The 13,802-nt window shown below is 65.3% G+C and carries 7 protein-coding genes; 3 read left to right on the forward strand and 4 right to left on the reverse strand.

The genetic code is table 11. The features are described 5' to 3' along the window. Window positions 1-16: 16 nt before the first annotated feature. Window positions 17-3,109 carry a TonB-dependent receptor gene (locus V5740_RS14215; RefSeq protein WP_347304549.1) on the reverse strand — a complete coding sequence of 1,031 codons (3,093 nt, stop codon included), beginning with the start codon at window positions 3,107-3,109 and terminating at the stop codon, window positions 17-19. 198 nt (window positions 3,110-3,307) lie between these two features. On the opposite strand from V5740_RS14215, the gene V5740_RS14220 reads away from it, so the two are divergent. Both V5740_RS14220 and V5740_RS14225 read left to right on the forward strand, forming a co-directional pair. Then, entirely contained in the window at window positions 3,308-5,596 is a 2,289-nt protein-coding gene (locus tag V5740_RS14220; protein WP_347304550.1) for a glycoside hydrolase family 3 N-terminal domain-containing protein, read from the forward strand. Then, window positions 5,593-6,348 (forward strand): hypothetical protein, encoded by a 756-nt coding sequence (locus V5740_RS14225; RefSeq protein ID WP_347304551.1) that lies wholly within the window; start codon window positions 5,593-5,595, stop codon window positions 6,346-6,348. Before V5740_RS14220 ends, V5740_RS14225 begins: the two co-directional genes overlap by 4 nt. 217 nt (window positions 6,349-6,565) lie before the next feature. Here the strand turns inward: V5740_RS14225 and V5740_RS14230 are convergent, their stop codons facing one another. Further along, window positions 6,566-8,821, reverse strand: a complete 2,256-nt coding sequence (locus V5740_RS14230) for a TonB-dependent receptor (RefSeq protein ID WP_347304552.1) — start codon at window positions 8,819-8,821, stop codon at window positions 6,566-6,568. A gap of 174 nt (window positions 8,822-8,995) precedes the next feature. Between V5740_RS14230 and V5740_RS14235 the strand changes: the two genes are divergently transcribed. Next, the gene (locus tag V5740_RS14235; protein ID WP_347304553.1) at window positions 8,996-10,816 is read left to right on the forward strand and encodes a M14 family metallopeptidase; all 1,821 of its coding nucleotides are present in this window, start codon (window positions 8,996-8,998) and stop codon (window positions 10,814-10,816) included. 501 nt (window positions 10,817-11,317) lie between these two features. On the opposite strand, the gene V5740_RS14240 is transcribed toward V5740_RS14235, so the two are convergent. Together V5740_RS14240 and V5740_RS14245 are read right to left on the reverse strand one after the other, a co-directional pair. Further along, entirely contained in the window at window positions 11,318-12,772 is a 1,455-nt protein-coding gene (locus tag V5740_RS14240) for a nucleoside hydrolase-like domain-containing protein (RefSeq protein ID WP_347304554.1), read from the reverse strand. 32 nt (window positions 12,773-12,804) lie between these two features. After that, on the reverse strand, window positions 12,805-13,785 hold the full coding sequence (locus V5740_RS14245) for a TIM barrel protein (RefSeq protein WP_347304555.1): 981 nt from the start codon (window positions 13,783-13,785) through the stop codon (window positions 12,805-12,807). Window positions 13,786-13,802 lie beyond the last annotated feature (17 nt).

Raw genomic sequence — 13,802 nt, forward strand, 5'->3', positions numbered from 1 at the left:
CCCCGTTGTGGCAGGATCAGAAGCTGAACCCGGCCGACAGCTTCACGGTGCGCGGCGGATTGCCGCCGATGCTGAAGCTGGTCCGCTCCCCGAACACGGTGGGCGAGCTTTCCGTGCGGGTGTTGTCCGCCACCGCATCGTTGAAATCGACGTAGTTGCGGTCGTTCAGCACGTTGATCACGTCCACGCGGAAACGCAGCTGCGTGATGTCGCTGATGAAGGGCAGCGGCACATACTTCGTCAGCGCCATGTCCAGCTGCCGCCGGCCCCAGCGCGATCCGTTGCCCTCGCGGAAACCGCCCAGCCAGCGCCGTTCGAACGGTACGGACGTGTCGACCTGGTTGACGATATACAGGGGCGATTCGATCTGGAACTTCGCCGACAGGGAGAAGCCGAGCGGAAGGTCGCCGGTGCCCGCCACCACGAAGCGGTGCCGCGGTACGCCGACGGAGCGCAGGAAGGGGTAATCCTCGATATTCTCGTAATCGAGCGAGAAGTTCTCCCCGAACTTGCGGTTCTCCTCCGCCTCCGTGAAGGTATAGGTCGCATCCACGCTCCAGGGCGAGGACGCGGAATACGCTTTCGTGACCTTCAGGTATGCACTGTCGGCATTGGTTTCCAGCCCGTTGGTGCCCAGGATGATCGCGCCAAATCCCGGCGGTGCGAAGCCGAACGGGGCACCGGGCGTGTCGGTGGTGCTGGCCGGGTCGTCGAAGAAGAAGCTGCCATCCGGCCGGCGGTTGCCCAGCAGCCAGACAAAGCCGTCGCGGCTTTCGATGTGGGTGTAGCCGACTTCCAGCTGCACCGGGTCCGCGATGCGGCTGCGCAGGCCCAGGCTGAACTGGTCGGAATAGGGCACCTTCAGGTCGTTGTTGATGAAGCGCAGCTCCCGCCCGCCGCCGGCCGCGGTGGTCAGCAATCGCTGGCGTCCCTCCTCCGTCAGATAGACCGGATCATAGGGGATGCAGGTGGCAGACGGGACGCACTCCTCCGACGCTAGCGAGTTGTTGCCGATGAAGCGGAAATCGCGCTGCGGGAAGGCGCCGAAGCTCAGTTCCTGCTGCAGGAAATCGAACTGGTTGCGATCGTAGGACCGGCCATAGCCGCCGAAGACGGTCCAGTTCTCCTCCTCGTCGATGCGGTAGGTGAAGCCGATGCGCGGCTGGAACGCCCCGCTGAACGCCTCCCGATTGTAGCCGCGGCCGATATAGTCGTTGATGTCGTAGCCGGCGTTCAGCAGGTTGGGGTAATTGGCCGGGGACACCGCCGCCAGGTTCGATTCCGGGGTCACGAACTCGAGATAGGCCGGCGTTTCCTCGTAATCCCAACGCAGGCCGATATTCAGTGTCAGGCGATCGCTGACGTCCCAATCGTCCTGCAGATACAGGCCCAACTGGAAATTGTCGGATTCCACCTCGGGCGTGCCGAACGCACCGGGCGCGCCAAATTGCAAGCGGTAAGGGACGCTGTCGTTGAAGCTGGTCTGCCCGAACAGGTTCACGTCATAGGTGTAGAGCGGGTTCAGCAGGTTCTGCTCGATCGTGCGCAGCTTCACGAAGCGCAGCTTGACGCCCGCCTTGATCGTGTGCGCGTCGAACCCGGTCCAGGTGAAGTCGTTCTGGATCGTCCAGCCGCTCTGCCCCTTCTCCTGGAAGTTGGCGCCCGCGCCGGTGCGGAAGATGTCGAACCGGTTGATGGCGGTGCCGTTGCGCTGCGTCGCCTGGAACAGCTGCCCGTTGCCGAAGGAGGTAGGCGTGGGCGACCAGGTCACGTCCTCGTAAGCGACGCGGAAATCGTTGATCCAGTCATCGTCCGTGTGCTGCCATCGGGCGAGGCCACGCCATTCCTCCACCCTATTGCTGACGCCGGTAGACACGGTGTTGATGCCGCTGCCCAGCTGGAAGCCGCTCTCGTCGCGGTACTTCACGGAAAACTCGAACAGGTCGGCATCGGTCGGGACGATGTCGATCTTGCCGAAATACAGGTCTTCCTTGAAGGTGTTGTTGAACGATCCGAACAGGCCCTGGTACTGCGACGGCAGGCTGGATATGGCAAAGCCGTTGCCTGGGATCACGTCCACCGGCCGTTGCTGCCGCTTGCCTTCGTAACTGCCGAAGAAGTGCGCCACGTCCTGCACGATCGGGCCGCCCAGCGCGATGCCCCACTGCTTGTCGGACGTTTCCACCTTGTCGATCCGGGTCGGGAAGATCTCCGTCGGGCGGCGGGACCGGAGGCTCTGGTCGGTGTAGTCGAAGAAGCCTTCGCCGTGGAATTCGTTGGTGCCGGACTTGGTGGTCGCGGTGATCGCGACGGAGCTGACCTGATCGAATTCCGCCTTGTAGTTGCTGGACAGCACCTGGTATTCGCCAATGGCCAGCTGCGGGAACGGGTTGCCGGGGGTGGAATCTTGCCCGGTGATGCCGTTCTTCAGCACGTAGTCCTTCTGGCTGATGCCATCGATGAACACGTTCACGCTGTTGGACCGCTGTGCGCCGCCCTGAATGCGAACCTGCCCGTCGCCGCCTTCCTCCACCAGCCGCACACCGGGAGCGAGATCGGCGAAGGCCAGAAAGTTGCGGTTGTTCTGCGGTAGCTGCTCGATCAGGCGCTGCGTGATGTTGATGCCGACCTGCCCGCCGGACAATTCGCGGATGCGCCCGGCGGTCACCACGATCTCGTTGCCCGTCGTGGTCGGCGCGGCGCCGGTGTCGTTTTCGGTGCCGACGCCATCGGTCCCCGTGCCCTGCGCCGGTGCATCGGGGCCGGCGGACAGGTCGATGTCGAGCCCGGCATTCTGCCCGACATTCAGCGTGAAGGGATCGGAATTGCTGGTGGTGCCATCCTGGGTGGTGATTTCCAGCCGGTACGTGCCCGCGCCCAGCGATGCGAAGTTGTAGACCCCGCCAGCGTCCACCGCAACCGATCGGCGGATGCCGGTGTTAACTTCCACCGCCGCGACCTCCACCGCCGGATTTCCTTCCGGCGCGGTGATGACGCCGCGCAGCGAAGCCTGCCCGACCTGCGCCTGGGCGATCGTGGGGATAAGCGTCAGCCCGCCTGCCAGCGCTGTCATGCTGGCAAGCGCGATGCGCGTCGTGAAGCTGTTCATGGTCTGTCCCTGCTGCGTATCTTATGGTTCTTGCGTCGCCCGCCACTCTGATGGTCAGGCGCGGTCCGGCGCATGTGCGCAGGACGCGCGGTCAGGCTCTATGTTCCCGACAAACGTCGCAGCGGCGGAACCCTTCGTGGACCCGCTCGCTGTTTTTGCCTCGACACAGCGAAGGGCGGCACGCCAGGGGAGCGGAACATGACACATTACCGGACATCGCGGCGCGCGGTGCTGATGGGCGCCGGCGCCGCCGCGGCATGGCTGGCCAGCCCGGCGCGGGCCGCGATGCAGGCGGTAGACGGGACCTCGCTGCCCCGCACGGTGGAGGCGCTGCTCGGCCGCATGACGGTGGAGGAGAAGGCCGGGCAGTTGACGCTGATGGCGGCCGCCTGGGCCGGCGGCGCGGCGGTCTCGCTCAATCCGGCGGGCGCCGCGACCAGTTTCGACGCGCAGGTGGCGGAGGTGCGCGCGGGGCGGATCGGCGGCGTATTCAACGGAAACGGCGCGGAAATGGCGCGGCAAATGCAGATCGCCGCCACGCGGGAATCGCGGCTGAAGGTGCCGATGCTTTTTGCCGCCGACATCATCCACGGCTTCCGTACCGTGTTCCCCATGCCGCTGGCTGAGGCCGGCAGCTTCGACCCCGAACTCGCCCGCCGCACCGCGCGGGCCGCAGGGGCGGAGGCAGCCGCCGCCGGCATCGACTGGACCTTCGCCCCCATGGTCGACGTTGCCCGCGATGCGCGTTGGGGCCGTGGCATCGAGGGTGCAGGGGAGGACGTGCTGCTGAACCGCGTCATGGCGGATGCCCGCGTGCGGGGCTTTCAGGGGGAAAACGGCCTCGCCGCACCCGATGCCGTCGCCGCCTGTGCCAAGCATTTCGCCGCCTATGGCGCGGCGGAGGCGGGGCTGGACTACAACACGGTGGACGTGTCCGAACGCACGTTGCGCGAGATCTACTTCCCGTCGTTCCAATCCGCATTCGAGGCGGGTGCACCCACCACCATGGCATCGTTCAACGAATTGTCCGGCGTGCCGGCCACCGCGAATGAGTGGCTGCTGACGCAGGTGCTGCGCGACGAGTGGGGTTTCGACGGGTTGGTCGTGTCCGATTATACCGGCGACATGGAACTGATCGCCCACGGCTTCGCCGCCGACGAGCGGGAGGCGACCCGGCTCGCCTTCCTGGCGGGCGTGGACATGAGCATGCAGAGCGGCTTCTACATCCGGCACCTGCCCGACCTGGTGGCCACGGGAGAGGTGCCGATGAAGCGGCTGGACCAGGCGGTGCGCCGGGTGCTGGCGCTGAAGGTGCACCTAGGCCTGTTCGACGATCCCTTCCGCCGCATCGATCCAGAGCGGGAACGCACAAAGGTGCGCACGGCGGAAAACCTGGCCCTCGCGCGGGAGGCGGGCAGCCGTTCCGTCGTGCTGCTGAAGAATGATGGCGAGCTGCTGCCCCTGCCTCGCAGCGGCCGCCGCATCGCCCTGATCGGTCCCTTTGCCGCCGGCCAGCATGATCTGATCGGGCCCTGGAACGTCTATGGCACAGATGCGGAGGCGGTGGACCTTGCCACAGGCATCCGCATGGCCGTGGCCGACCCGGCGCTGGTGACGGTGACGGAAGGCTCCGGCATCGATGCGCCGCTGGATGGCGGCATCGAACAAGCGGTCGCCGCCGCGCAGGGCGCCGATGTTGTGGTGCTGGCGATCGGCGAAAGCCAGCGCATGTCGGGGGAGGCGCAGTCCCGGACGGAGATCGCGGTACCCGCGCCGCAGATGGCACTGGCCGCAGCGGTCGCCGCCACGGGCAAGCCGGTCGTGGTGCTGCTGCGCACGGGTCGCGCGTTGGCGCTGGAACAGCCGGTGCTGGATGCCCCCGCCATCTTGGTCACCTGGTTCCTGGGGTCACAGGATGGCCCCGCCATCGCCGATGTGCTGTTCGGGCAGGTGGCGCCTTCGGCCCGGCTGCCGGTTTCCTTTCCCTTCGCCACGGGTCAGGTGCCGTATCACTACGCGCACAAGAGCACCGGGCGACCCAACCCGCCGGGCAATCTGCAAGAATACAAGGCCAGGTACCGCGATTGGCCCAACGCCGCGCGCTTCCCCTTCGGCCACGGGCTGACTTATGGCACGATCAGCTATTCCGCCCTTGACCTCGGCGGCGGGCGGCTGGCGCGGGATGGGAAACTGACGGTCAGCGCCACCATCGCCAATAATGGCCGCTATGCGGCGACGGAGGTAGTGCAGCTTTACATCCGCGACACTACCGCCAGCATCACGCGGCCGGTACGGGAGCTGAAAGCCTTCCGCCGTGTGGCGCTGGCACCTGGGGAGAGCACGGCAGTGTCCTTTACTTTGTCGCGGGCGGACCTGCTGTTCATCGGCACCAACCTGGAACCCACGGTGGAACCGGGCCGCTTCCAGCTATGGATCGCCCCTTCGGCTGAGGCGGAGGGGGTCTCGGGTGAGTTCACGCTGGCATGAGCCCCGCCACCCGCCTTTTTCGCCGCCTGCTGCTTCCCGCCATGCTGGCACCGCTCCTCGCCTACGTCGCGCCGCCGGCCACCGGGGCGGAGCCGGCGCCGCTGCCCGCAGGGCAGTTCCCGCAACCGGCGCTGGTGGAAGGCGGTTACCCCTACCAATTGTTCATCCCGCGCGCGCTGGACGAGGCGGGTGACACGCGCTGGCCGCTGTTGCTGTTCCTGCACGGATCAGGCGAACGCGGGGTCGATATCGCACGGGTCAAAACGCATGGCCCGCCCAAGATCGCCGATCGCGACCACGACTTCCCTTTCATCCTGATTTCCCCACTACTGCCGGCGGAGGAGGATTGGGACATCGCCAAGCTGGACGCCATCCTGCGTCATGTCACGGCGCGGCTGCCGGTCGATCCTGGCCGGATCTACCTCACCGGGCTCAGCCGGGGCGGCCATGCCACCTGGCGCTGGGGCGCGGCGGAGCCGGGCCGCTTCGCCGCGTTGGTGCCGGTGGCCGGCCGCGGCGATCCCGCCACCGCGTGTGCGCTGGTGGATGTACCGGTCTGGGCGCTGCATGGCGACCGCGATGATGTGGTGGTGCCCGATGGCAGCTTCGCCATGTCCCGTGCCATCCGCGCTTGCGGCGGGCATCGGTCGCGGCTGACGATCTACCCCGACATGGGCCACAATGCCTGGGATCCGGCCTATGAGTCTCCTGCGCTATACCTCTGGCTGCTGCAGCAGCGTAAGCAGCGCTAGTGCGATAGATCCGCCGATTATGACCCTGCCCACAGGACGGGTTGGCGGCTCCGTCCACTTCAAGCCGGTTTGACAATGCACCGACAAGCGCGGGCAGCTGCTCCCTTCCCAGCTGCGGTCACGTGTTCATCTCGTCGGGTGAAGTGCGACCTCGACCACCCTGTTCTACGGATTGGTCGGTAGTGGCCGCAGGCCCATGGACCTGCGGCTGACCGGTTCAGAAGGCATAGCGCGCGCCGATTACCACATTGCGCCCGCGTAATGGTGACTGGTCCTTCACGAACGAGGTATGCACGAAGGCCAGTTCGTTAAGCAGGTTCAAGCCACGCAGGTACAATTCGAAGCCAGGGAGCTGGCCTGTGTCGAAGCCGTAGGCAAGCGTGGCGTTGACCATGTCGTAGCCGGGGGTGGCCTTCTCGTAAGACGCCACCTCGTCTTGCTCGAAGGTGCGGTAATATTCCACATCGCCCGAGATTGGCCCGGCCGAGAGCTCATAGCGGGCGCCCAGCCTGCCTGGCGAACTACGCGGCAGATTGTCATCCATGCTCTTCAGCTCGGCATCGACATAGTCGCCAAACAGCGTCAGCCGGTGCGCCGGGGTGAGCTGGTAGCTGACCTCCCCATCGATGCCGCTGAACTCCACATTAGCGGCGGTGTAGGCAAGCATGTTGGCGCGCACGCCATTCTCGTCATTGCTCTGGATCAGTCGGGCGAAGATGTAGTCGCTGACATCCTGGTAGAACAAGCCGACCTCGAACTCCAAGGGACCGCCCAGCTTGCGGAAGGTCAGGTTGATCGAGTCCGTTTCCTCCATCAGGTTCGGCATGCTCGGCGCGAAGTCGATGGGAAATTCGTCCCACAGGAAGTCGGCCGGCGATTGCGTCAGCCCCAATTCGTAGCTGTTGGTCGCCAGGTTCACGCCATTGGCGAACAGTTCGCGCACGCTGGGTCCGCGCTCCGTATGGGCCAGCGCCAATGCCAGGGCAAAGCCGGGCCGCACGTTCCAGCTCGCCCCGAACGATGCCGAAAACGGATCGTGCTTCAGATCGGGATTGTCTTCGGACCAGTAGGTCCGTTGGTCAGCCTCCAGCGCCGGGCGCCAGTCCGCGCCGTAGGTCCGGATATAGTAGGCCTCGTTCTCGGGCGAGAGATTGGTGAAGAACGGGCCGGGAATGGGCGTCCTTATCGTGCGCCAGTCCTTACGGGCAGCGATCTCAACATCTACATCGCCGAAACTGCGCGCCTCGCTCAGGAACACGCCGATGTTCTCCGTCTCTCGCTGGAGCGTTCCGGAAAAACCTACGCGCGCAGTGGGTGGTCGGTGAATGGCGTTGAGGTCCAGCCCGCTGAACGTGGCGTCTGTGTACTGGAAGCCCGCTGTGCCGGTGAAGCCCCACACCGGCTGGTGGGTCAGCTCCACCCGCCCGTCATATACTTCGTTGTTGAAACGGGCGAACGGGGTCGGCCCGTCGATCTCATCGTGGTTGTAATCGGTGTAGGAGCCGCGCAGGCGCAGATGCGCCAGGCCGGGCAGCAGGTCGTCATAGTCGCCCCGCACATCGACCCGCTCGCTCCGCAGGCGGATGAACGCGGTCAAATCGTCCGAGGTCGTGACGTTGTAACCGATGCTGCCATGCGGGCGGCAGTGGAACTCAAGCCTGTCGAAATAATAGTCACCGTGACAGGCGCTGTTGGCATGGCTGTGCCCCGGCAGGCCATATTCGTTATCTACCCGAGAATAGGCGGCGCCCACATAACCCTTTGACGTGATCCATGATGCGCCGAACGCGTAGCTGCCGCTTTCAGCGAAGGAATCACGCAATCGGTCGGTGCCAAACGCGTCCGGCACGTCGTAGTCGTCAGCCCGGCGCAGCGCGCCTTCGGCATGGATCGCGAAGCTGCTGCCAAGCCCTATGGTGAAGCGGCCGGTACCCGACTTCTCGTGGTCGCCGCTGCCATAACGGATCTCGGCCGCGCCGCTCATTCCACCGTCGGGTATGGCCTTGGGCACCTTGCTGTCGATCAGGTTGATCGCACCATTGGTGGCATTGCCGCCATAGCGGATCGCCGCCGGCCCACGCTGGATTTCGATCGCGTCCAGCAGCAGCGGATCGGTGGTGATCGCATGATCGGGCGAGATGGAAGATACGTCGAACAGGTTGGCGCCATCCGACAGGACCTCGATCCGCGGCAGCGTCTGGCCGCGGATCACCGGTCGGGATGCGCCGCCGCCGAAATTGTCGAGATGCACGCCCGGCAGGCCGGCCAGCGTCTCGCCCAATCCACCCTGCCGCCGGTGGACCAGTTCGTCACCGGAAAGGACCCGCACCGGCAACGCCGCCTGTTCCGTCCTGAACGCCTGGCTGGTGACGATGATGTTGTCCGATGCGGGGCGCGCCGGCTGTTCCGTGCTGGTCTGCGGCCGGCTCTCGGCCGTAGCCTGCGCCCACGCCGGACCGGCTGTTCCCAGCACAAGCGCGGTTGTCGCCAGAAGCGCGGGCGCGCCTCGGCTGGTGTTTGGATATTGCAATGACGTCTCCACCCTGTCGTGAGCGCGCCCCTTATGTGACATTATAACGTGCATGCAAGCCTGCTTTGTGCTTGAGGCTGCCAATCACATCCAAACCGTCAGGGTTTCTCGCCACTCATGTCCAGCGTTCTCCGTTCCCTTGCCGCCCCGATCGCCCTCATCAGCGCGTTGCTGGCGGCGGAGGCAGCCGCGGCGCACGGCGAAGCAGAAACGCTGCCCGCCACCGTCCTGCCACCCGCCCCAGAATGGAACGGCGCCAGCGAAGCACTGATAGCCGCACCCGGCGATCCGTGGATTACTCCCGCCGAGGCGAGCGGCTTCGTGTCCACGCCCCGATATGCCGAGGTACGTGCCTTCCTGGAACGGCTAGACGCCGCATCACCGCTGCTGACACTGGGCACCTTCGGCCATAGCGGCGAAGGGCGCGACCTCTTGATGGTACGCGCCAGCACTGGCGCAGCGACGGATGGCGCCACCAAGCCGGTCGTGTTGATCCAGGCAGGCATCCATGCCGGCGAGATCGACGGCAAGGACGCCGGGCTGATGTTGCTGCGCGACATTGCACAAGGGCGCGCCGCCGGGCTGCTGGACGATGTCGATCTGGTGTTCGTCCCCATCTACAACCCTGATGGGCACGAGATGATGAGCGGATGGAATTTGCTGCACATCAATGGACCGATCGCCAAGGGGACCGTTGCGAACGCCCGCAACCTCAACCTCAATCGCGATTATGCCAAGGCCGATGCGCCCGAAACGCGGGCGATGATCGGGCTCCTGCGCCGGCTGGACCCGATCCTGTATGTCGATGCGCATGTCAGCGCCGGCTTCGACATGGGCTACGACATCACCTTCACCTATGCCGGCTGGGGCACCTACGCCCGCCACCGCAACACGGCCGACTGGCTGGAGAACCGCTTCGAGCCGTCAGTGATGAACGCGCTGACCGATGCCGGGCATTTCCCGATCCGCTATCCAAGTCCGATCGACACCAGGAACCCGCAGGCGGGTATCCGCTACAGCCCGGAAGGGCCGCGCTACTCCACCGGCTACGGCGACTTCATTTCCGTGCCGACCGTGCTGGTGGAGACCCATTCGCTGAAGCCCTACCGCCAGCGCGTGCTCGGTACCCGCGTACTCTTCGAGGCGGCGCTGAAGATCGCCGCACGCGATACGGACCGCATCATCGCGGCCAAGGCGGCTGACCGCGCGTCTCGGCCGGAACAATTGCTGACACGCTGGCGCCCCGCGGCAGAACCGATCGGGACGGTCCAGAACTTCCGCGGTGTGGCGTTCGACACCTATGTCTCGCCGGCATCCGGGAGGGAGGAGCAGCGTTGGCTGGGCCGGCCGATCACCTTCGACATGCCGATCATCGGGCAGGAGCCGGTCGAAAGCGTTCACCTGCCGGAAGCGTGGTGGGTTCCGGCGGCGGAGACGGCGATCATCGAACGGCTGCAATTGCACGGCATCGTTTTCCAGGTGATCGATGCACCCCGCACTATGGTGCTCGACCGCGTGTTGCTTGCGGACCCTGAACCGCAGCCCGCCTACGAGGGGCGCTTCCCGTTGCAGGCCGGCATGCAGCACCATCAGGTGGAAGAGGTGGTGCCGGCCGGCACCATCCGCGTTCCGTCCGACCAACCGAACGGCCTGTTGGCGGCGGCCCTGCTGGAGCCGGAGAGCAGCGACAGCTTCCTGGCTTGGGGCTTCTTCCCGCAGTTGCTGCCCGCGCCGAGCAGCAGCGAGGATTTCATGCTGGCGCCGCTGGCCGATCTGCTGCTGGAGCGTGATTCGCATCTGCGTGCCGCTTTCAACCGCAAGGTAGCCACGGAACCGGCCTTTGCCGCCGATGGCAACGCGCGCCTGCACTGGATCATGGATAACGGACCACATGCCGATCCATGGCACCATCTCTACCCCGTGCGACGAGAGATGTAGGGCATGGACCAGCACCAACGACACCAAGTTGCAGAGCGCATTTGCCCGTCATCAGGTTCGTCGAGTTACCAAGCACCTCACTTTCAGCTACCGAGGCGCTCAACACGTGATCGGGGAATAAGCGACCCTGCTCTGGTGGGTAGGACTGTGACGATCGAAAGGCGCATCAATGGTGACACGTGCTTATTTGGCGCTGTCAGTGAGCTGAAAGCCTCTACCCTCCAGTAGCGTTCTGACCGCGCGACATTTAAGTCTTCTTACCGGGTCCGCTGCGAAAGTAGCGGACCTGTTTTGCACCTTGTCGGGTGGACCCACGGGTTGCTGCCGTACTGCCGGCGTTGAGCGAGCCCGATGCTTGCGCATCGGGTCCATACCCCTAATCGGATACATCGCGCTATGAGCCTGGGCGGCCCTCCACTGTGTGGAGGGGAGAACCATCGTTCTTTTGCTCTTTGATGCCGCCCGTGCTTACCGGTCGGCGCCAGCTGGCGGGCGGATCGGTCAGGGCACCACGTCGATGATGGTGCGCTTGTAACGGGTCAGCCGCGGGGTGCCGTGGTCGGTTACCGCCAGGATCACGTGGATCGTGCCGGTCCCGGGCCGTACTGTACGGTCAGTCTTGACCCGCAGCCAGGCCCGCTGCTGGTCGAAATCGTTCACCGGCAGCTTCACGCCGGTTATGTTGTTGGACATGCTGCGCGTGCCCGGCTCCTCGTACACGAACCATTCGTAGGACAGCGCGTCGCCGTCCGGGTCGGTGGTGCCTTCCGCGCTTAGATCGACCCGCTCCCCACTCTTGACGGTGATCCGGTCGGGTGTCGCCAGGCGCACGATCGGCGCGTGATTGGCATCGTCGTAGGACTTGGTCTGCCAGTCCATCCGCGCGGCAAAGTCGTTCTGGAAGGCGGAGCGCCAGCGCCACACGGTCGCGTACTGGTCATCATGCCACTTGCCGTCATGGCCCAGCACCTCGTCCGTGGCGTCGGTCCAGATGGCGCGGGTCTCCGGCGCGAAAAACCATTTCTGCGGACGCGGGGTATAGAGTTCGTAGCGGCCACCCCATCCGCCCCAGTCCGGGCGTTCGGGCACGTTCAGGCCGTTGTTCACCAGATACAGGAAGGACGGCGTATCGCCTTCCATCTGGAACTTGAAATTGGGGTATTCCTCGCTCAGCGGGCCCTTGTCGTGGATGTTACGGTTGATCCACTCATTGGTCACCAGCGAGTAGTCGCCCCCGGCGAAGCGACCGTGGAACATGTCGCCGCTGATCGCAGTCCAGGTCGATTTATGGAACGTGTTCCCCGGGCTGACGATGTAGAACAGGCCGGGAAACTCGCGGCGGATCCACGGTCCGGTCTCGTCCTGGTCGGAAATGGCGTAGACCCGCAACTTGCTGACGAAGCGGTCCACCTCCGCCGCGGAACGCGTGTCGCGCACTTGCCAGAGCGCTTGGGCCAGCACGGACGGCCCGCCCCACACCGTCACCCATAACGGGCGATCATCCCGGCTATCGACCGCCCTGATCAGCAGTTCGGAACCGGGGGAGTTGAACTGTGCCCCGATATCGTCCCGGCCATCGGCCGGCGGGCTGTTGGCGATGACCCGCATCAGCGATTCCGCCGTAGGATAGCCGGGTTCGTGCAGTTCCAGGTTGTCGCGCACCTCGCCATAGGCGGCGACGACCTTGGTGATCAGTTCTGGGAAGACGCCGTCGCTGTTCTTGGTGGCGACCAACCCTTCGATGTCGAAGTGGTTAGCGTAGGTCATCAGCCGGACGAGCGACATCTTGTCGTCCGGATCGCCGCCGATATCTGTCAGCACGAACAGGCGCACCTTGTCCGCCACCGGGGCGGAGCGTGCGGCGGCGTCGCCGGCCGATTGCGCCAGCAGCGGCGCCGCCGTCAGGCAGGCGGCGGACGCGAGCGCGGCGGCGACAGCCAGATGGCGATGCTTCATGGTGACGCTCCCGAACGGCGCAGGGCCGCCTTTCACCCGCCGAACAGGGCAGCCCTGGCGAGGCCGAGGGCGGTGACGGCGTCCTGCTGTTCCTGGGCGGCGCGCATGGCATCAAAGTCCAGGCGGTCGAGCGCGCGGTCGATGTGCTTCAGGAAGTCGATCGCGCTGTTGGCGGCGGCCACCGCATCTTCCCGGAACGGGAACTGGTCGAGCTGCCACACCCCTTCCCACTTGTTCTTGCGCAGCGTGTAGAAGAATTCGAACAGCTCGATCGGATGGACCGAACCGGCGATCATGTCGTCGTCCCACCCGCGCAGATTGTCGTTCACGTCCATGCCAAACAGCCGCCCGTGATCGATCGCCAGCTGCGCCGCGTCCGCCGGGCTCTCCCCGCCATACAGCGAGTGGCCGAAGTCGAGCAGGATGCCGACATTGGCAAGGCCGATCTTCTCGATGCCGAGCAGTGTGCGCGCCACGCTGTCATAGCTCATGTGCACGCGCGGCTCGCGCGGCTTGTACTCGATCACGAACTTCAGGTCCGGGTGCCGGCTGGCAAGCTCGCCCACCCCGTCCATGCTCGCCTGCCACACCGCCCGGTGATCGACCTGGAACGGATAGTCCCAGCCATCCTGCCCCGGCCACAGCTTGACATAACTGGCGCCGAACCGGCGCACCACGTCCGCCGCCTCGTCGCACATGTCCTGCGCCAGCTTGCGCACGCCCTTGTCCGGGTTGGTGAACGCGCCCTTGGCGAACTGACGGGTGTAGATCTCGGGCGTGATGCCGATCACCGACAAATTGTTGCGGGCCAGCGCCTGCTCCACCGTGTCGAGCGACAGCGACGGATCGGCGAAGGGGAAGTTGATGTCGACCACCGACAGGTCGCGCACCTGCCCGGCCATGTCGATCATCTCCACCAGCGAGCGCGCCGGACCGTAGCCATCCGTGGCGTAGCGGTCGACATAGGTGGCGAAGTGCCAGATTCCCGCGCCGTATTGCTGCTGACCTGCCATCTGCGAAATCTCCCTGA

Origin of the sequence: Croceibacterium sp. TMG7-5b_MA50 (assembly GCF_039830145.1) — a bacterium.
Lineage (GTDB): Bacteria > Pseudomonadota > Alphaproteobacteria > Sphingomonadales > Sphingomonadaceae > Croceibacterium.

Excerpts from the sequence above, each read along its gene's own strand:
- V5740_RS14235 (WP_347304553.1), top strand. The coding sequence starts at position 8,996 with ATGTCCAGCGTTCTCCGTTCCCTTGCCGCCCCGATCGCCCTCATCAGC.
- V5740_RS14240 (WP_347304554.1), bottom strand. The coding sequence starts at position 12,772 with ATGAAGCATCGCCATCTGGCTGTCGCCGCCGCGCTCGCGTCCGCCGCC.
- V5740_RS14215 (WP_347304549.1), bottom strand. The coding sequence starts at position 3,109 with ATGAACAGCTTCACGACGCGCATCGCGCTTGCCAGCATGACAGCGCTG.
- V5740_RS14225 (WP_347304551.1), top strand. The coding sequence starts at position 5,593 with ATGAGCCCCGCCACCCGCCTTTTTCGCCGCCTGCTGCTTCCCGCCATG.
- V5740_RS14245 (WP_347304555.1), bottom strand. The coding sequence starts at position 13,785 with ATGGCAGGTCAGCAGCAATACGGCGCGGGAATCTGGCACTTCGCCACC.
- V5740_RS14220 (WP_347304550.1), top strand. The coding sequence starts at position 3,308 with ATGACACATTACCGGACATCGCGGCGCGCGGTGCTGATGGGCGCCGGC.